At 44.9% G+C, this 20,513-nt stretch carries 17 protein-coding genes; 15 read left to right on the forward strand and 2 right to left on the reverse strand.

The window, feature by feature from the left end; all coding sequences use genetic code 11:
- The first annotated feature begins 2 nt into the window (after positions 1–2).
- From GK047_RS00785 to GK047_RS00815, 7 genes are all read left to right on the forward strand, one after another.
- Complete coding sequence (locus GK047_RS00785) at positions 3–308, forward strand: DUF1292 domain-containing protein (RefSeq protein ID WP_163940164.1); 306 nt, start codon at positions 3–5, stop codon at positions 306–308.
- Positions 305–601, forward strand: coding sequence for a DUF1292 domain-containing protein (locus GK047_RS00790; RefSeq protein WP_163940166.1), 297 nt, complete (start codon positions 305–307; stop codon positions 599–601). Before GK047_RS00785 ends, GK047_RS00790 begins: the two co-directional genes overlap by 4 nt.
- A gap of 171 nt (positions 602–772) precedes the next feature.
- The gene (mltG, locus tag GK047_RS00795; RefSeq protein WP_346010265.1) at positions 773–1,879 is read left to right on the forward strand and encodes an endolytic transglycosylase MltG; all 1,107 of its coding nucleotides are present in this window, start codon (positions 773–775) and stop codon (positions 1,877–1,879) included.
- A gap of 38 nt (positions 1,880–1,917) precedes the next feature.
- Complete coding sequence (locus GK047_RS00800; RefSeq protein WP_163940170.1) at positions 1,918–2,847, forward strand: peptidase U32 family protein; 930 nt, start codon at positions 1,918–1,920, stop codon at positions 2,845–2,847.
- A gap of 18 nt (positions 2,848–2,865) precedes the next feature.
- A complete protein-coding gene (locus GK047_RS00805) occupies positions 2,866–4,149 on the forward strand; it encodes a peptidase U32 family protein (RefSeq protein ID WP_163940172.1) in 1,284 nt (427 codons plus the stop codon).
- Positions 4,150–4,339: 190 nt separating this feature from the next.
- Positions 4,340–6,526, forward strand: coding sequence for a methyl-accepting chemotaxis protein (locus GK047_RS00810; protein ID WP_240343725.1), 2,187 nt, complete (start codon positions 4,340–4,342; stop codon positions 6,524–6,526).
- 163 nt (positions 6,527–6,689) lie between these two features.
- Positions 6,690–8,504 (forward strand): peptidoglycan D,D-transpeptidase FtsI family protein, encoded by a 1,815-nt coding sequence (locus tag GK047_RS00815; protein WP_163940175.1) that lies wholly within the window; start codon positions 6,690–6,692, stop codon positions 8,502–8,504.
- On the opposite strand, the gene GK047_RS00820 is transcribed toward GK047_RS00815, so the two are convergent.
- Complete coding sequence (locus GK047_RS00820; RefSeq protein ID WP_163940177.1) at positions 8,490–9,758, reverse strand: ATP-binding protein; 1,269 nt, start codon at positions 9,756–9,758, stop codon at positions 8,490–8,492. The two genes, GK047_RS00815 and GK047_RS00820, sit on opposite strands and share 15 nt — an antisense overlap.
- A gap of 243 nt (positions 9,759–10,001) precedes the next feature.
- Between GK047_RS00820 and GK047_RS00825 the strand changes: the two genes are divergently transcribed.
- A complete protein-coding gene (locus GK047_RS00825) occupies positions 10,002–10,826 on the forward strand; it encodes a lipoate--protein ligase family protein (RefSeq protein ID WP_163940180.1) in 825 nt (274 codons plus the stop codon).
- A gap of 92 nt (positions 10,827–10,918) precedes the next feature.
- Here GK047_RS00825 and GK047_RS00830 read toward each other — a convergent pair whose 3' ends face one another.
- Positions 10,919–11,647: an alpha/beta hydrolase-fold protein gene (locus GK047_RS00830; protein WP_163940181.1), complete on the reverse strand. Its 729-nt coding sequence runs from the start codon at positions 11,645–11,647 to the stop codon at positions 10,919–10,921.
- A 300-nt stretch (positions 11,648–11,947) separates the two neighbouring features.
- Between GK047_RS00830 and pdhA the strand changes: the two genes are divergently transcribed.
- The 7 genes from pdhA to GK047_RS00865 all read left to right on the forward strand — a co-directional run bounded on the left by pdhA (position 11,948) and on the right by GK047_RS00865 (position 20,470).
- Positions 11,948–13,030 (forward strand): pyruvate dehydrogenase (acetyl-transferring) E1 component subunit alpha, encoded by a 1,083-nt coding sequence (gene pdhA, locus GK047_RS00835; protein ID WP_163940183.1) that lies wholly within the window; start codon positions 11,948–11,950, stop codon positions 13,028–13,030.
- Positions 13,031–13,086: 56 nt separating this feature from the next.
- Complete coding sequence (locus GK047_RS00840; protein WP_163940185.1) at positions 13,087–14,067, forward strand: alpha-ketoacid dehydrogenase subunit beta; 981 nt, start codon at positions 13,087–13,089, stop codon at positions 14,065–14,067.
- Positions 14,068–14,098: 31 nt separating this feature from the next.
- Positions 14,099–15,430, forward strand: a complete 1,332-nt coding sequence (locus GK047_RS00845) for a 2-oxo acid dehydrogenase subunit E2 (protein ID WP_163940187.1) — start codon at positions 14,099–14,101, stop codon at positions 15,428–15,430.
- Between the two features lie 4 nt (positions 15,431–15,434).
- Positions 15,435–16,847: a dihydrolipoyl dehydrogenase gene (gene lpdA, locus GK047_RS00850; RefSeq protein ID WP_163940190.1), complete on the forward strand. Its 1,413-nt coding sequence runs from the start codon at positions 15,435–15,437 to the stop codon at positions 16,845–16,847.
- A 358-nt stretch (positions 16,848–17,205) separates the two neighbouring features.
- Entirely contained in the window at positions 17,206–18,144 is a 939-nt protein-coding gene (locus GK047_RS00855; protein ID WP_163940192.1) for a carbohydrate ABC transporter permease, read from the forward strand.
- Between the two features lie 22 nt (positions 18,145–18,166).
- Positions 18,167–18,997 carry a carbohydrate ABC transporter permease gene (locus GK047_RS00860; RefSeq protein ID WP_163940194.1) on the forward strand — a complete coding sequence of 277 codons (831 nt, stop codon included), beginning with the start codon at positions 18,167–18,169 and terminating at the stop codon, positions 18,995–18,997.
- A gap of 105 nt (positions 18,998–19,102) precedes the next feature.
- Entirely contained in the window at positions 19,103–20,470 is a 1,368-nt protein-coding gene (locus GK047_RS00865) for an ABC transporter substrate-binding protein (RefSeq protein ID WP_163940196.1), read from the forward strand.
- Positions 20,471–20,513: the final 43 nt, after the last annotated feature.

Consider the following 20,513-nt stretch of genomic DNA (forward strand, 5'->3'; position numbering starts at 1 on the left):
ACATGTCCAAAGAAGAATTGCGTGAAGAAGAACCAGAAATCATTTACATCCCAGACGATGAAGGCAACGAGGAAGAGTTCGAGGTCATCATGAAATTCGAAGTGGACGGTTCTGATAAGAAGTATATGATGGTCGTACCCATGGATAGCGGAGACGAAGAAACGGATGAAGTGTATGCATTCCGTTATGAAGAAGATGATGACGGCGAGGATTTGAAGCTATTCACAATTGAAGATGAAGAAGAGTGGAATATTGTTGAAGAAACCTTCAATACGTTAATGGCTGAGTATGAAGAGGAAGAAGCATGAGTACATCGCCTTCGACCGTATTGCGTAATGTTTATGGGGATGATATCATTTTGTTTGATGAGCAAAATGAATCGACCGTCTTCCATTTGCTAGCGGAATTCGTTTATGAGAATCAGACGTATGCTGTTTTGCAATCTGATGAACTCAAGAAGGAAGATGATGTTGCCATATTCCGAGTAATCGAAAATGCCGAGCAGCAGTATGAGTTGGAAACGATTGAGGATGACGATGAATGGGAAACTGTTTCTGAACTCTACGACGAGATGGTGTTCCCCGAGCAGGAAGATTTGTAATAAGGAGACATCCTAGTGGAATGCATCTGCTTTTTTACCATATAAGAACGTACATGTTTTCGATTCGCGGAAATGGCATTCTTATTGGAGATAAAACATACCTCTAAGCGCGGTCACTCATCCATGAGTGGCATCGATAGAGGTTTTCTCATTTGTTGGGGGAGGAACCATGTGAACGATTTATTGGATCAAGAAAACGAAGTAGAGAGGCCCAAGCGAAGCAAAGTCAAACTCGTGCTGCTCATTATTGGCTTGATCCTGCTTCTGATCATCGGAGGAGCGAGTGGCATCGGGCTGTACATTGCTAATGCCATGCAACCTATGCCAGCATCAGATCAAGAAGTTAGGGTGTCCATACCGCAAGGAGCGGGCTCATCAACCATTGCTAAGGAGCTTGAGGCGAAGGGACTTATTAAGAACTCATCCATTTTTACTTATTATTTAAAAGTAAAGAAGCAAGGGTCTCGTCTTCAAGCAGGGGAGTACAATATGAAGCCGGGCATGTCCTTTGATGCAATGATTGAAAAGCTAAATAAAGGCGATACCGTGAAGAAAGAAGTTATTCGCGTGACGATACCAGAAGGTTACACGATTCAGCAAATCGCGGACAAGCTTCCGGAGCAAACGCCTTGGAAATCCGATGTATTCCTCCAACAAGCAGATGCACCGGGGCAATTTCAAGCTGAAGCTATTGGAACACTTCCTGATAATAAGAATATTAAGCATCGGTTGGAAGGCTATTTGTTTCCGGAAACTTATGAATTTAAAAAAGACTCGACGGAACAAGAATTCATCGAACGGACGTTGCAAGAGCTTGATAAGAGGCTCTCTACACTGCCTCCAGACTGGCAGACTAAGCTCAAAGCTCGCGGCTTGACTATCCATCAATTGCTGACCATTGCTTCGCTGATTGAGCGTGAGGTCGTTGTGGATGAAGAGAGAGCGCTTGTATCAGGTGTTATTAACAATCGTTTGAAAAAGAATATGCCGCTGCAAATTGACGCAACGGTGCAGTATTTATTCGATAAACCGAAAGAGCGGCTGATGGAAAAAGATTTACAAATCCAGAGCCCTTATAATACGTATTTAAATGCAGGCTTGCCACCAGGGCCGATTGCTAGTCCAAGCCTAGCGTCTATTAAAGCAGCGTTATATCCAGAGGAAACGAAGTATTTGTTCTATGTGACAAAGAAAGATGGCACCAAGGCACATTTATTCGCGGAGACGTTTGAGGAACATAAGAAAAATATCGCAGCGAGTAAGAAAGTTGCTAATTAGCCCGCAGGAATGCGAATGGATAGAAGGAAGGTAAGCACTTGAAAAAACCAGAGTTAGTAGTAAGCAGCGGCTCTGTCACTGAACTGAAGCGATTGATTGAAGCAGGTGCAGATGCTGTAATTGTAGGAGAAGAGCGTTATGGGCTTCGCCTTCCGGGTGAAGTGACGCAAGAGGAACTTCGGACTGCCGTGAATTGGGCTCATGAGCGAGGGGCCAAGGTCTATGTAGCCGTAAACAACATTTTGGATAATGCTAGTTTGGAAGCTCTAATCCCTTATCTTGCTAATCTGCAGGAATTTGGGGTAGATGCGTTCATCTTCGGTGATCCTGCGGTTTTAATGGCTGTACGTAGCTTGCCAACTCCAGTAAAACTGCATTGGAACGCAGAGATGACGTCGACCAATTATGCTACCGCCAATTATTGGGGGCAGCACGGTGCAGCCAGGGTCGTTCTGGCACGTGAATTGAATATGGAGCAGGTACTGGAGTTTAAGCAGCATACGGACTTGGAGATTGAAGTTCAAGTACATGGTATTACGAATATTTATCATTCTAAGCGAGAGCTAGTAAAAAATTATATGGAGCATCAAGGGAAAGATGCTTCTTCGCAAGATCGTTCGATCGAGCGCGGGTTATTTCTTATTGAGCACGAACGGCGTGATCAGCGTTATCCTATCTACGAGGATCAAAACGGAACGCATATCATGAGCTCTGAAGATATTTGTATGTTGGAAAATTTGCCTGAGCTTATGGATGGGTTTGTTGATAGTGTGAAAATCGAAGGTCTATTAAAATCAATAGCCTATAACGAAGCGGTTGTAAGAAGCTATCGTGCGGCCATTGATGCATATGCTGCGGACCCTGAAGGGTATATATTTAACCAAGAATGGCTCGATGCGATTAATCAATTACAAGATCCTGATCGTGAATTGTCCTATGGTTTTTTCTATAAAGAACAGGTTTATTGAGGGAAGGTGTTATTCAACATGACTATAGCAGTGGAAGAACGCGCGCGAGGCAAACGAGTCCGCTTGGATAAACCGGAATTGTTGGCTCCAGCTGGCAGCTTGGAAAAGCTGAAATTTGCGATTCATTATGGTGCGGATGCCGTATATATTGGCGGGCAAAAGTACGGTTTACGCTCTAACGCGGATAATTTTACGTTTGAAGAAATGCGCGAAGGCGTACAATTTGCTAACCAGTACGGAGCCAAGGTGTTTGTTGCGACGAATATTTATGCTCACAATGAAGACATAGATGGTTTAGAAGCCTATCTAGCTAGTTTGCAGGAAGTGGGAATCTCGGCGATTATTGCTGCGGATCCAATTATTATGCAAACCGCTAGACGAGTAGCTCCAAAGCTAGAAGTTCATTTGAGTACACAGCAGTCTACAATGAACTGGCAAACGGTAAAATTCTGGAAAGAGCAGGGCATTGAGCGCGTCGTTCTCGCGCGTGAAGTAAGCATGAAGGAAATTGATGAGATTAAACAGCATGTAGAAGTAGAAATCGAGGCCTTCATTCATGGTGCAATGTGCAGCTCCTACTCAGGCAGATGCGTGTTGTCTAACCACTTCACAGATCGAGATTCGAATCGAGGCGGTTGTTCGCAATCCTGTCGTTGGAAGTATGATCTTTTTGCGAAAGATCAACCATTATCTGCGCCGCTTGCAACGGATTTGCCTTTGTTCGGAGAAGAAGACGATGCCTTTACAATGGGCTCGAAGGATTTGAGCATGATTGAGCACATCCCGGAGATGATTGAATCAGGGGTTGACAGCTTCAAAATTGAAGGTCGAATGAAAAGTATTCACTATGTGGCAACGGTTGTGAATGCTTACCGTCAAGCGATTGACGCTTATTTTGCAGATCCAGAACACTATGAGCTGAATCCGCTGTGGCAGGACGAAATTTATAAAGCAGCTAACAGACCGCTGAATTCCGGGTTTTTCTATGAAGCCCCAGGGCATGAAGATCATATTTTTGAGCCGGAGGATAAAGTCGTAGGCTTTGATTTCGTCGGTCTGGTCATGGATTATGATGCGGAATCAGGCATTGCGGTTATTCAGCAGCGCAATCATTTTAAACCAGGCCAAGAAGTGGAATTTTTTGGACCTAACGGCACGCAATTCAAACAAAAAGTCGATACGATTTGGGATGAAGAAGGGCAGGAATTAGATGCTGCGCGGCATCCGTTGCAAATTGTAAAGTTCAAGACAAACCAAATTGTAAAAAAATGGGATATGTTACGTAAGAAAACAGGTAAATAGTACCATGGAAGCTTTCACCAATGTAGGTTATATTGGTGAAAGTTTCTTTTTTTTTTGGAAAATAGCGCAATATTTAAAGGAAAATGTTGCAAGATGTCGAAAACATTAATACAAAGCTCGTGAAAACCTTTTGATTCTAGTGCAAACGTAAGAATACTCTAGCAAACAGAAACTAATGGTGGTGAAAGCAATGAAAAATGGACTTCAAAAGATAACTTCGTCTTTAGTCAAACTTGGTAAGGCATTCATTCAAATCATTCAAAATGTGAAGTGGGGTAAGCTCGCACGAGTCGCGCAGCAAAAATCAAAGCAAGTAGGTACGGTCGCTTTTCAAGAGATGAAAAAAGTTAAGATTGAAAACCCAGTGAAATCGGTTGGCATGAAATTGTTTTTAATGTTTTTTGCTAGCATTCTTTTCTTTGTTATCATCGTAGGGATGATCTCCTATTCGATTTCGAAAAGTGTGATCAAGAATAAAGTAGCTGAGTCGAGTTTGCAAACGGTGACGCAGGCAGGCCAGAAATTAGATTTCCTGTATCAGACGTTTGATGATGCAACCTTACAAATCATGCTTAATAAGGATTTGCAAGATTTATTGGAAAAAATACCGAATTTGGATCCTTCTTCTTACGAATCGCTAGATGTTATCCGTCAATTGACGGAGAAGTTAAATGTAATTACTTTTTCTAATAAAACGATTAAAACGCTTCATCTTTATAAACCAGACGGCAAGCTCATTGTTATAACGGGCAGTGGCGGTAACACATTGTCTGATAATATTGGCAGCAGCGATTGGTTTAAAAAGATTGTTGACGGCGCTGGAAAAGTGGCTTGGCTAGACAGCAAGGTTAAAGGATATTCGAGTAACTCGGCTAATACATTCGCTATAGGCCGCGTGATGCGAAATACGTTGACGAATAATACAGCAGCGGTGCTTGTGCTCGAGCTCAGCACGGAAACCTTAAATAAAGAAATTAATGGCATGTCGTTAGGTGACGGTAGCAAAGTCGTTATCACAAATGCAGATAACAAACATATTGCTACACTGGTTCCAGAAGAACTAGAGAAGGATGCAGCAATTAAGTTGACGAAAGAGCAACAGCAAAAAGAACATGATTCCTTTACAACCAAGGATGATCATCTGGTTTCTTATTACAAATCAAATGTATCCGGTTGGAACCTTGTAGGAGATATTCCAGTAAGTTCTTTGGTGAAGGATGCAAAGGAAATCTTTAACTGGACACTTGTGATTGCCCTATTTGCGGCACTTGCAGCGGTCTTAATAGGCTTGTTTGTAGCTAGAATGATAGGCCGTCCGCTCATCAATCTCCGCAATTTAATGCAGCAGGGTGCCAAAGGCAAGCTGACAGTTCGTGCCAACTACACGACACAAGATGAGATTGGTCAATTAGGAGCAAGCTTTGACTTGATGATGCAGCAGATTACTTCGTTAGTTCAGCAAACGAGCGAGTCTGCAAAGCAGGTGTTTGAAACAGCAACCGAGCTAACGAATTCTTCCAAAGTGACGGCTACGGCAGCGAGAGAAATTGCAGTGGCTACCGATGAGATTTCCAATGGTGCTGCGGGTCTGGCAACTGAGTCGGAAAAAGGTAACGAGTTAACGCATCATATTGGTCTTCAAATGACAAATGTAATTGAAGCTAACTTAGAAATGGGTACGGCAGCTGCGGATGTTCAAAGCGCTAGTGAGCAGGGTACCCGATATATGACGGAGCTCATCGGTAAAACGAACCTGACGGAAGAAATGATTCGTTCGATGGTAGATAAAGTTGATAATTTAAAGGATAGCACGAGATCTATTCGTAAAATTCTTGATGTCTTAAACAATATGACGAAGCAAACGAATATTTTGTCTTTGAATGCTACAATTGAAGCTGCACGTGCTGGAGCTGCTGGCAAAGGCTTCATGGTTGTAGCTGATGAAATCCGCAAGCTGGCGGATCAATCCCGACAATCGATTGATGTGGTTGGTCAAATCACAGAGACGATTCAAAAAGAGATCGATGAAACTGTGAAAGTGCTATCTAACGCAAAGCCGATCTTCCAAGAACAAATTCAGGCTGTCAAAGAAGCGGATACCATTTTCAAACAAGTGACAAGTCATATGGGTGGATTTATCGAGCAGCTCAGTACGGTGAGCGATTCAATCAGTACGTTGGAACAATCACAAGTTGTTCTCTCTGATGCAATGACGAATGTCAGCGCTGTGGCTGAGGAATCACTTGCAACTTCTGAGGAAGTAGCTTCCTTAAGCTCAGAGCAACTAAGCATAAGCGATGGTTTGGTAAAGCTTTCGGATAAGCTGGATCTGCTCTCCAAATCGTTGAATGATACACTCTCCAAGTTCGAAGTTTAATACGATGAATTCAAACAAAAAGAATCTGCTCTCCGACTTGGGGGCAGATTCTTTTTGTTTGAACAAGGAGGTGAACGTTGGATCTTTAGCGTTTGCTGATGAACAGGAATGACTATACTGAAATCAGAAGCTTAGCTTTGTAGCGTAGAAGGGGACATGGTATATGAAGGAGAGTTGCTTGACTGCAGTTGAAAAACGCAGAATGTTTCTAATACTCGTCGTCATTTTGCTCATATTTAGTGCGATTGTAAGTAAGTTGTTCTGGATTCAGATAGCAGCAGCGGAAAACTATTCTTCAAGGGGAGTGAATCTCGTTAAAAATTCGGTTTTGCAAAGGCAGCGAGCGCTCGTGCTTGATAGCGGTCGCGGTCAAATTGTGGATCGAAATCAAAGATCTTTAACTGGAACCATGGTTAAAGTGCTCGTTGCTTTCCCGATAAATAAAAAAATAATAAAAGATAGCCAACAAGTGGAGCAGCTTATTAAAATTTTACGGACTACGAGGGAAGCCTGGTTCGCTTTTTCTACCGACTTGAAGGACCCGAAGGTGTGGGGCGATTCTAAAGGTGGTAGGCGAGTTGCTCTCAGCGCGGAACAAGAGGAGCGGATCCAAGCTCTGAAACTGCCGAATCTTAAAGTTGTTGAGATGGAGGATCGTTATCCTTCCGAGATGACAGCTCGACAATTGATTGGTTTCATCGGACAAAATCCGGATAGGATCATGCATGTCTATGGATCAGAACTGGAGTCGGGTAAGCTTGCTCTAACGAGTAAAATCGGTGGAGCTGGGCTTGAGAAATCATTTGATTTCTGGCTCCGCGGTATTGGTGAGACATCCATCTCTTATTTTATGGATGCAGGGAAAAAGCCGCTTCCTGGATTAGACGCGCGGATGATAGCACCAGATAATGTTTTCTATCCGTTGAAATTAGTCACTACACTGGATTTGGCTATCCAGCAGCAAATCGAAATGCTCATGGACAAGCTGCATATCCGTGAAGGAGCCGCAGTTGTTCAGGATGCGTTACAAGGGGATATCGTGGGAATGGCCAGTAGGCCAAATTTCGATCCTGACGAAGTAGACTTAAGCACTAATAACTGGAGTAATTATGCAGTAAAGGCAACAGCACCTGGGTCGATATTCAAGACTGTCGTTGCGGCAGCAGCACTCGATGAAGGACTGGTTGGTTCGAATGAGACCTTTGATTGCGAAGGTGCACTGGGCAAATATGGGTTTACTTGTTGGAGAAAGGATGGGCATGGTCCATTGACACTGGAGGAGGGCTATGCGCAGTCCTGCAATATTGTGTTTGCTAAAGTCATGCAGCGACTTAGCCCTACGCAACTGGAAAGTTACGCGCGCAGGCTTGGTGTACTTGATGAAGTTGGATGGTCAGGGAAGACAGACAGCAGCACTGTCATCCATCAACTGGATTCGGAGGAGAGCGGTCAGTTGTTTGCTTCACATACCCCTCACGACGATGAAGGTGTATTGATGCAAACGGCTATCGGTCAACGAGATGTCATGATGACACCCTTGCAAGCATCCAACATGATTGTGACGCTTCTCCACGATGGGCAAGGGTTTACGCCAAGGGTTGTTCGAGAAATTCGCTTTCAGACTGATCGGGTGATGGAACAGTTCCCAATCAAGAAGTTGGAAGTAGGGAAAAAAAGGGTGACCGCGACTACAAGTCGGAAACTGTTAAGTTGGATGCAAGAGGTTGTCACAGAAGGGACTGGGCAGGGATTGAAAGGGGCGAAATGGGAGCTGGCCGGAAAGTCTGGTACCGCTCAAATACAAAACGGTAAACAGGAGAAAATAAATCAGTGGTTTATTGGTTATGGACCTGTCCATATACCCAAATATTCGGTATCCGTTGTAATTAAGAACACCGATCCTCTGGAAAGTAATAAAGCCATTCCATTATTTAAGGGAATTATGGATATCTTGGCGACGTCGTCAAACGGAAGGTAATGAAATCGTAAAGGAAGTACCTCTATCAGGCTGACTCGTTACTTCAATGCTTCCTCCGAACGTTTTGATAATCCGGTAAGAAACCATCATGCCAAGACCTGTACCTTTATTTTTGGTTGAATAAAAGGGAGTGCCTAACCGCTCAACCTGTTCAGCTGTCATCCCGATTCCGCTATCTTTAATTTCAAGCATAATCGTAGAAATATGTTTGTAGCCAATAATATGAAGAGTGCCTCCATTGGGCATAGCTTCAATCCCATTTTTAGCTAAATTGACGAGACATTGAATGAGTTTCTCACTGTTCGCACTGACGAGCAAAGAGGGTGCCATGTTGAAGTTAATGTCTACTCCACGCATGGAAGCATAGGGATTGATCAGATTCAGTAGTTTCAGTGCGGACTCGTATACATCGATTTCTTCTAGCTTCTCTGCTTGAGGCTTGGCAAAAGATAGATAATCACTTATTATGCTTTGTGCACGATCGATCTCTTCGATGACCATGGTTGTATACACACGTTTTTTCTCTTCAGTTACTTCGGATTGGCTAAGAATTTGCATGAAACCACGGGCGACAGTCATGGGATTGCGAATTTCGTGGGCAACGGAAGCGGCCAATTCGCTTAGCACATTGAGTTTTTCAGAACGCTGAACTTCCTGGCGCATGGCAATATTTTCGCGTATTCGTTCAATTAAATAAGTTAGCAGCCACATGGTCAACATATGGACGATGCAGAACAGGCCTCCGACAAGTAAGAAACTAGCATTGATAGTCTCATTCATTTCAATACGGAAAACGAGTGTAATAAAGAAGGTAGCTACACTGCTAACAAACGCAAGTAAGCTAGGGAACATAACCTTGGGCGTGCGGTGTTTCCAATTCGTAAGGGCAATAAAGGCAAGGATGAAAGGTACAAGCAAGGCTGTTAAGGTTGCGATCCAAATAAAATCAGGGCCTCCCAAGTAATACCTGTAGAGAATAATAACGAGAGAAACGAGCAGACCTGATCGGATGCCTCCATATAAAAATGCCGCTAGCAGCGGGATGATACGTAAATCGTAGTCATTCCCTGTTAAAGTGAAAAAAGGATGAGACATACAAAAAAGGACGGCTAATGAACAGATCATACCTACAAAGGTTCGTCCCCATACGTTGAAATTGATGGAGACTGGACGATCGAGCCAAAATATATGATACAGCAAGATAGGAACCGTCAAAACAAGCACATTAAGCAGCAAATCGTTTATCGCATTCAATGGTTTCGCCTACTTATCGAATTTTGGGTATATTTCTACTATTTCGACAAGGAATTTGAAATTCCTCTGAATTCCTACCAATATCTTGATGTTTTTTGCCAAGTTCTGGCGGATGCTCCGTGTAAAAGACAATCCTCTATTCCTGTCAAAAAAAGCGGCATTTGAAGGGCTTTTATTGCGGCAATGGTGCCTATCGCTTACAATTCTAGAGATAGACAAAATGCAACGCAGGAGTGACAACTAATGACGAATACACAACTACCTTCCCAGATGGTCATTTGGGATCGTTCTCATGATAGTGAAGCGCGGGATATCTTGCATGCATTTGCGTTGGAAGAACTTCTATGTAGGGCAATTGGTCAAGGCGCTCCACCTATCCTCCATATTTGGAGGCATCCGCGCGCATTCGTGATGGGACTCCGAGATAGTCGCCTCCCTAAAGCTAGAGAAGCAGATCGATGGCTCCGCGATCAAGGATATGACACAGCGGTGCGGAATTCTGGCGGCGCCGCCGTTCCCCTTGATTTAGGGGTAGTAAATGTATCGCTGCTGCTGCCTAAGACTGCAGGAGATATGGAGCATCGCAAAGATTTTGAGCTCATGGTGACGTTAATCCGCGATGCGATGAATAGGATGACAAACCGTATTGAACAAGGCGAGGTTGTGGGATCCTTTTGTCCGGGCGAATTTGACTTAAGTGTGGGAGGAAGAAAGTTTTGCGGTATTGCGCAGCGGCGTCAGCAATATGCTTTGTCTGTACAAGCGTTTATTATCGTAGAAGGAATAGGCGAGGGAAAAGCGGATTTGGCTAGGGATTTCTATAGACAAGCGGCCGGTTCGGTTGGGGAAGGTGAGTATCCGCAAGTCGCGCCTGGCAGTATGGCAAGCTTATCTGAATGCTTACATATGCCTTTGACCGTTGAACAATTTATTTCGAATTTAATTGAGGTAATGCAGGCCAGAGGGATCAAATCTATGGACTCGGAGCTGCTTGCGGAGGCACCCGAAGAAGAGAAGATAATGGAGATGGTTGAACTGCTTAGGAAGCGGTATGCCATTAAGGCGTAACTTCAATAGATAATTTAACTATAAAAGCGGTCCCGAACTTCTTCAAGAGAAGGAAGGAACCGCTTTATTAATTGTAGGTCTATAACAAGCAGCTAACCTAAGAAATAATGAAGCGCAGCGTCCAGTTCGCCTTGCCAAAAGCCCCATATATGCTTGCCGGGCTTCTCAATATAATGAAGTGCGGTATCTTTGCTTTCCAGCATTTCCTTCGTCAATCGATTTTCCCGAACGAAGTCGAAGGTACCTCGCTCTGTTTTTACATCGGTCTCATCCAAGCCAACAAGCATATAGAGCTCCAGCCATGACAAATCGTCCTCTGCTTTAATACGTTCTCTTGTAATGTCAAAAAATGCCCCTGACAAGGATATAACGCGGCAAAAAAGGCTACGATAATCGAAGGCGAGATGCAGAGAGACAGTTCCTCCTAAGGAATCTCCAGCAACAATCCGTTCTGTGCGATCATCTCGAATCGGGTATCGGCTTTCTACATAGGGGAGTAGTTCCTCTGCGAAAAATCGGCAATAAGCGTCATGACGCTCTCCCTCAGGCGCATATTCGGAAGTGCGAGTAGTTGTGTCCACGTCCACGCCAACGACAATCGCTGGCTCCAAACCATCATCAAGGATGCAGCGTGTCAGTGTAGTAGCAATTCGTCCAAAGTTAAAAAATTGTTCCCCATCTTGACAATAAATAACCGGATAGGAGAGCAGTTCATTATAACCAGGTGGAAGATAGATGCGAAGGGTTCGGGTTTCACCGAGTAGGGTCGAAACAAGCTCGTCTTTCACGACGGTTCTTTTGTAATAGCGAGAGTCATCCACTTGTTAGCCTCCTTAGCTTTTTTGTTCAGGAAAACTTGCATCATAAGAATGGTTTTGGCGTGCTTGAAATTTCTGAATTACGTAAGCCATTGGTGTGAAAATGGGTAAGGTGTATTATAGCAGTTGTAAATTTTTGATTAACTGTATTATACATTTTTCGAAACTGTACTATTCACACATCACAAAAAACATCATATTCTTAAAGGATACAGGTGTACAATTCAACAAAACAGGTTTATAATAATACTATAACAGAAGTGAAGCTAGCAGGCATTAAAATCATATACGAGGTGAAATGGTATGAGTAAGCCACTTGTCAGCCATGCAAATTATGAAGTGACCACAGAGAAGATTGAGCCTTTACAGGTTCTTGCTCCAGACGGCACCGTTGTCAATCCTGACAAAATGCCTAAACTTAGCGATGATCAATTAAGAGAACTAATGAGAAGAATGGTATTCACACGCGTATGGGACGAGAGAGCAGTTAATCTCGGTCGTCAAGGACGTCTTGGTTTCTATGCGCCGGTATCCGGACAAGAAGCTTCCATGATCGGTAGTGAATTCGCACTAAATAAAGACGATTTCATTTGCCCAGGTTACCGCGATATGCCGCAGCTCGTGTGGCACGGTCTTCCGATGTATCAAGCATTTTTGTATTCCCGCGGTCATCAACATGGTGGTCAAATTCCGCAAGACGTGCACGTGCTTATGCCGCAAATCATCATTGGCGCACAAGTTCTGCATGCTACAGGCGTAGCGATGGCGTTCAAAAAACGTAATCAACCACGCGTAGCGATAACGTATACAGGCGACGGAGGAAGCTCCGAAGGCGATTTCTATGAAGGCATGAACTTTGCAGGAGCATTCAAGCTGCCTGTGATTTATTTTGTACAAAATAATGGCTATGCTATTACAACTCCATATGCGAAACAAACCGCTGCTCATTCCGTTGCTCATAAAGCGCTCGCTGCTGGTATTAAAGGCGTGCAAGTAGACGGTATGGACGTTCTGGCTGTTTTCCAAGCGGTTACCGAAGCGGCTGAAAGAGGACGCAGAGGCGAAGGCGCTACGCTGATTGAAGCATTAACTTATCGCTATCGTCCGCATTCCATGGCGGATGACACGACGAAATATCGTACTAAAGACGAAGAAATTGAGTGGGAGCCTAAAGATCCGCTTACTCGCATGCGTCTGTTCCTTACCCAAAAAGGTCTGTGGAGCGAAGAAGAAGAAGCTCGCGTGAAAGAAGAAGCGAAAGCAACAGTTGCCGAGCACATTAAAAAAGCCGAGGAAACTGAGAAAATGACAGTTGCAGGCTTGATTGATTCCATGTTTGAAAAGACACCAGCGCATCTTGAAGAACAAAAACAAGCGTTTAAATAGGTTTATGCTTACGAAACAAGTTTTCTAGGAGAACTATTAGGAGGCACGGATAAGTCATGGCACAAATGACGATGATTCAAGCGATTAAAGACGCAATGCGCGTCGAACTAGAGAGAGATCCCAACGTAATTTTGTTCGGAGAAGACGTAGGACACGTAGGCGGCGTATTCCGTGCTACGGAAGGTTTGCAAAAAGAATTCGGCGAAGAGCGCGTATTTGATACGCCTCTTGCTGAGTCCGCTATTGGTGGGCTTGCTGTAGGTCTTGGTATTCAAGGCTTCCGTCCAATCGCTGAAATTCAATTCGTAGGTTTCATCTACGAAGCACTTGATCAAATTTGCGTACAAGCTGCCCGTATGCGTTACCGTTCCGGCGGTCGCTACAACGCACCTATCGTTTTCCGCACACCTTTTGGTGGCGGTGTTAAAGCGGCTGAGCTGCATACCGATGCACTGGAAGGCTTATTGGTTCAAACACCAGGTATCAAGGTTGTTGTTCCATCCAACCCTTACGATGCCAAAGGCTTGCTTATTTCTGCAATTCGCGATAATGATCCTGTTTTCTTCATGGAGCATCTGAACTTATATCGCGCATTCCGCGCAGAAGTACCAGAAGGCGAATACACAATCGAGCTAGGCAAAGCTAATGTCGTGCGTGAAGGTTCTGACGTTACTATCATTACTTACGGCGCGATGGTTCATACTTCGGTGAAAGCAGCTGAAGAAATCGAAAAAACACAAGGCGTTAAAGCCGAAGTTATCGATCTTCGTACACTGATTCCACTCGATATCGAAACGATTGTTGCCTCAATTAAGAAAACAAACCGCGCAATCATTGTGCAAGAAGCACAAAAAACATCCGGCGTAGCCGCTGAAGTGATTGCTCAAATTAACGAAAAAGCGATTCTGCACCTGGAAGCTCCAGTACTGCGTATTGCTCCGCCAGATACAATCTATCCGTTCGCACAAATCGAAGACGCTTGGTTGCCTAGTCCAGCAAGTGTCATTGCAGGCATCAATAAAGTTCTCGAATTCTAATCACAGTCGAAGGTAATAGGAGGTAGTGCACGTGGCATTATTCGAATACAAGTTCCCGGAGCTTGGTGAAGGCATACATGAAGGCGAGATCGTGAAGCTTTTGGTCAAAGCGGGTGATACCGTAACCGACGAAACGATTCTCATGGAAGTTCAGAATGATAAAGCAGTTGTTGAAGTTCCTTGTCCAGTTGATGGGAAAGTCGTTAGCGTTACTGTTAAAGAAGGTCAAGTCTGTAACATCGGCGAGCTCGTGATGACGATTGAAGTGACAGGCGAACTGCCTGCGGCATCCATTCACGGTGGCAGCAGCCACGCCGCTCCTGCGGCAGCGGAACCAGCTCCTACAGCGGCACCTGCGGTAGCAGCACCGGCACCAACAGCAGCGCCTGCGGCAGCTGCTGCACCTACAGCCGCACCAAGCACTGGCGCGGCAAAAGAAGTGCTTGCGACGCCTAGCGTGCGTAAGCTGGCAAGAGAAAAAGGCATCGCACTCGCAGAGGTGACGCCAACAGGTAAGCACGGCCGCGTAACACGCGAGGACGTGCTGGGCTTCAACGGAGCGGGCGCTGCCGCGGCTTCGGAAGCAGCAGATCCAGCTGCGATCGCAGCAGCTGGTGCAACGGCACCTGCGCCTGCAACGCAGCAAGTGGTTGTAGGCGATCGCGTCGAAGAACGGATTCCGTTCAAAGGTATCCGTAAAATCATCGCGAACGCAATGGTGAAATCTGTGTACACGGCTCCGCACGTGACATTGATGGATGAAATCGACGTATCCGCGTTGGTTGCTCTACGTGAGCGCACGAAGCCGCTAGCTGAGAAAAAAGGCGTGAAATTGACTTACCTGCCTTTCATCGTCAAAGCATTGGTTGCGGCTTGCCGTCAATTCCCAGTGATGAATGCAATGATCGACGAAGAGAAACAAGAGATTGTCTACAAGAAGTACTACAACATCGGTATCGCAACGGATACAGATAACGGCTTGCTAGTTCCAGTTATTCATGATGCTGACCGCAAAAACGTTTGGAACATCGCTTCTTCCATCAAGGATTTGGCTGTTCGCGGACGCGAAGGCAAATTAGCTCCGAATGAGCTGAAAGGCAGCACGATTTCGATCACAAACATTGGTTCCGTAGGCGGTATGTTCTTTACACCAGTTATCAACTTCCCTGAAGTTGCGATTCTGGGTGCAGGTCGTATTACTGAGAAGCCTGTTGTGAAAAACGGCCAAATCGTAGCCGCATCGGTTATGGCGCTTTCCCTAAGCTTTGATCACCGTATCGTAGATGGAGCGACGGCGCAAAGTTTCCTGAACTACATCAAGCAGCTTTTGGCTGATCCTGAGCTTCTAGTTTTGGAGGTGTAACAGCATGGTAGTAGGAGATGCTTCTTTAGATATTGACGTATTGGTTATTGGTGCAGGTCCTGGCGGTTATGTGGCTGCCATTCGCGCCGCTCAACTAGGCAAAAGCGTTTTAATTGTTGATAAATCGGACTGGGGCGGCGTATGTTTGAACCGCGGCTGTATCCCATCCAAAGCTTTAATCTCTGCCGCACACACTTACGAGCACGCCCAACATGCTGACAGCATGGGGATCTCAGTTGAGAATGTGAAGGTTGACTTCGCGAAAGTGCAAGAGTGGAAAAATGGGATTGTGAAGAAGCAAACAGGCGGCGTTAGCGCGCTGCTTAAAGGCAACAAGATCCAAACATTCCAAGGCGAAGTGATGTTCATCAATGAGCACGAAGCTCGTGTGTTCAACGATCAAGAAGCTCCGCGCTACCGCTTCCAGCATTGTATCATCGCGACGGGTTCCCGTCCGATTGAGCTGAAGGCATTCCCTTACGGAGGCAGAATTATTTCTTCCACGGAAGCGTTGAATTTGCCTGAGATTCCGAAAAGCATGGTCGTTATTGGCGGCGGCTACATCGGAATCGAGCTTGGCCAAACGTACGCGAAGTTCGGTACGAAAGTGACCGTGCTTGAGGGCTCTGACCATGTGCTTCCAGGTTTCGAGAAAGAATTGACGAAGCTTGTAGCGCGCAACTTGGATAAAGTTGGCGTTGAGGTTCATACCGAAGCGTTGGCTCAGTCTTGTACCAAGAACGAAAATGACGTAACAGTTACGTTTACAGTTAAAGGTGAAGAGAAACAAGTCACAGCTGATTATGTACTGGTGACGGTTGGTCGTCGTCCAAATACAGACGGCGAGTTGGGTCTGGATCTGATCAACTTAAAACTGACGGATCGTGGTTTAATCGAAGTCGATAACCAAGGCAGAACAAGCATTCCTCATATCTTCGCAATTGGCGATGTTGTTCCTGGTCTATCCCTTGCACACAAAGCTTCGTATGAAGCCAAGGTCGCTGCTGAAGCAATTGCTGGGCAATCCAGTATTGTTGATTATAAAGCCATGCCAGCTGTCGTATTCTCCGATCCGGAGATTGCGGGTGTAGGTCTAAGTGAAACTGAAGCGAAAGCTCAAGGTCTCAACGTAACGATCGGTAAATTCCCTTACGCAGCTAATGGCCGCGCTAACTCTTTGAATGCGGGTCAAGGCTTCGTGAAGCTTGTCGGTGACAAAGAAACAGGCCAACTGCTTGGTGGTCAAATCGTCGGTCCAGAAGCCTCCAACTTGATCGGTGAGCTTGCGCTCGCGATTGAAATGGGTGCTAACTTGGAAGACATCGCGCTTACCATTCACGCACATCCAACGTTGACGGAAATGGTCATGGATGCAGCGGAAGGCGCTCTGGGTCACCCGATTCACCAACTGAAATAATTTTTGTTCTCCAAGTGGTATGACTACCTTTAGATAAAAGTCCTGAGAGCTGGCATGATGCCTCTCTACGGGACTCTTTTTATTAATAAATAGGGAGCTCATGGGCGAAAACGCTTCGGAGTTGGATTCGGAAGACCTGGCCGCTACGGCTGGGTCTATTTGTTTTTCTACCGACGTCTTCCTCGGTAGATGGGTAAGGTATCTAAGTATTTATCGCAGCAATGAGAAGGGGAGTCATGGGAGATTCTTGACTTTTGACAAAAGTAAAAATAGTGCACACTTCCGTAAAAATCGTTGCCGGGAAAATTTGAGTTTGCCCGTTATAGTTAAGGTATAACAAATGACTGAGGTGAGCATCATGTCAAGCGTACTGGAAAAGGCGAGGCCTTCCACGAAGGTGCGGGGCCGATTATGGAGCAACAGCCGGAAGGAAGCTTTTTTTGGATGGTTGTTTCTGGCTCCTGAATTAATTGGTACCTTACTGTTAGGAGTATTTCCTATTCTTTTCTCGCTGTTTCTAAGCTTCAGCGATTGGAATTTGGTTGGTGGCCTTTCCACGATTAAATTCGCAGGACTCGATAATTTCAAAATGCTTTTAGAGGACGATAAATTCTTGCTTGCGCTGAAAAACAACTTCACCTATACCATCATCGTCGTTCCGGTCGGATTGTTTCTTGCTTTGATTTTATCAGTACTTATTCATTCGCGGGTATATGGAAAGAGTTATTTCAAAATTGCCTTTTTTATTCCGTACATTTCCTCCATTATCGCTCTTGGTGCTGTCTGGAGTGCTTTGTATCATCCTTCTCAAGGGCCCATCAATCGTATTTTAGTCAGCATAGGCATTACGGAACCGCCGAAATGGTTGGCAGATACGCACTATTCGCTCTATGCGATTATCCTTATTTCCATCTGGGCGGCTATCGGGTATCAGATTATTATTTTCATTGCCGGTTTAACGAATATACCGGACGAACTCTATGAGGCCGCGAGTATCGATGGCGCTACATCTGTGCAGCAGTTTTTCCGTGTGACGCTGCCGTTGTTAGGTCCGACCGTTTCGTTCTTGTTTATCACGACGTTGATGTCCTCCTTCAAGGTATTCGATTTAATATCGTTCCTTACCGCTGGTGGTCCCAATGACTCCTCAACCGTGCTGGTGTACCGGATCTATGAGGAAGGATTTCTGAACTTCCGCATGGGTTACGCTTCGGCGATCTCGTGGGTACTGTTCCTCATCGTCGGTATCATCACCGCGATAACGTGGAAATTACAAAAACAAAGCAATACGGTATAACAAGGAAAGTTGGTGTAAAGTGATGAAACAGATCAGCCTATCGAAGCTTGTCACAACGATTCTCATGGCGCTGCTTTCTATCGTTTTTCTGATCCCGCTCTTTTGGATGGTATCGGCGGCGTTTAAGTATGAAGCAGATGTGATGACGTATCCCATTCAATGGATTCCTGTGAGATTTAATTTCGTGGATAATTTTAAGCAAGTTTGGTTCGGTAAAGTTCCGTTCTCGCTCTTTTATTGGAATTCCTTCAAGCTATCCTTGATGATGACGCTCTCGACGTTAGTTTTCTCTTCCATGGCGGCCTATTCGTTTACTAAGCTGCAGTTTCGCGGGCGCAATGCGGCATTCATGCTGCTGCTCAGCTGCATGATTATTCCGAATGAGGCGACACTTGTCCCGCGCTATCTTTTGTTGAAATGGCTGCACTTGTATAATACGCATACAGGGCTCATTTTCATGGGGATGTTCTCGATTTACTTCACGTTTTTGCTTCGCCAATTCATGATGGGCGTTCATAATGAATACATTGAGGCCGCCAAAATAGATGGTGCCGGATATTTTCTCATCTACGCTCGCATCATGCTGCCATTGACCAAGCCTATCCTGGCCACGGTCGCTATCATTAAATTCATATGGTCGTGGAACGACTACCAAGGGCCGCTTATTTTTCTGATCAAACAAAAGCTATATCCGATTCCATTAGGCATTCAACTGTTTAAAAATGAGTTTGCTGATAATTACGCGGTGCTCATGATGGCTTCATTGGCTGCTATTGTCCCCTTGCTCATTGTTTTTATCGTCATGCAAAAGCAAGTGATCAAAGGGATTGCCATCGGCGGTGTCAAAGGATAAGGTCAACAGAGTGCACAAACAACTCAAAATTGTACACGGATCAAGCAGATCATCCATTGTATGATGCATGTGTAGCCAAAACATAACCTCTGGGGGTAATTCAATATGAGAAAGATACAGACAACTCTTCTTGCCAGCGTATTCATGAGCATGTCAGTCCTAAGCGCTTGCGGTTCGACAGGCGATAACGCTGGTCAGTCATCCTCGACGGCTGCGTCATCGGCAGCTTCTTCATCTAAGCCAGCTCAAAATATAACACTTAAATATTATAATTGGGATAATGACGTACAGGCGGCTTCGACGAAAAAATTAATTGAAAATTTCCAAACCAAAAATCCAAACATTAAGATCGAGCATATCTCATTGGTTCCTAACAATTCTGTTGAAAGCTTGAAAAAGATGGATGTAACAATGTCCTCTGGTGAACAAGTGGACATTGTGCTGCTGCCAAATATCGAAGAAGTGACGGCAAGAGCTGCACAAGGCGTACTTGCACCGTTGGATGATTTATATCAAAAGGATAATGTAAAGGCAGAGGATGAGTATTACATTAATCCGAAGTTCAAGGGTAAATACTATGCGACGATGAACACGTCAAGCGATTGGTTCGTTGTGTTGAACAGCGATGCCCTTAAAGAAGCCAATCTGCCTGTACCGACGTTCGGTTGGACATGGGATGATTTCCGTGATTATGCGAAGAAATTGACGAAAGGAGATGGCAACGACAAGCGTTACGGGGCTTACTTCCATTCTTGGGGCGAGTACACCAATCCAATTGTCTACACGGATAAGAAGAACCCGTATTTAACGGCAGAATTGAAACCGCAATTCGATGATCCTTCGTTCAACTATTATTTTAATCTTCGCCGAGCGATGGAAAAGGACGATAAATCCGTGAAGCCGTTATCTGATGTCATTGGCGCGAAGTTAAACTATACAAATGAGTTTGCAACAGGTAAAGCAGCGATGCTCATGAGCGCTACGTTCATTTTGCCTAACATTGCCGACACAGCCAAGTATCCGCATACGTTTAAAACGGCTGTTGCTCCGCTTCCACGCTCTTCGAAGGATGCGCCAACTGGCTTAACGAATATCGGTGGGAACTATTCAGCGATTGCCGCAACATCTAAGTATAAGGAACAGGCGTACCAATTTATTCGTTACATGACCACAGAGCAGGATGCTCGCATCGAATTGTCTGGCTGGAAAAAAGGCGATTCCAAGTCCGTTATTGAACGTCTGTACGGCGCTAATAAAGACTTAATCGATATCCCTTCATTGACTTTGACATTGAATGATAAGCAAGTGAAAACTTCCTTCTCCTCAGAAATTGCTGTCTCCTATGGAGCTCAATTGAAGAAAGTCATGGAAAATGGATTTTCCAAGTATATGTTGGATGGCGTTTCTGCAGAGGATGCCCAGAAATGGATGGTAGATGAAGCGGATAAGGTCATTAAGCAGTCAGCGAAATAAAGGTAAAGCAGTCGGGATAGGGCGCAATTGCCCTATCCTTTTT

This window comes from Paenibacillus sp. SYP-B3998, from assembly GCF_010820665.1.
Classification (GTDB): domain Bacteria; phylum Bacillota; class Bacilli; order Paenibacillales; family NBRC-103111; genus Paenibacillus_E.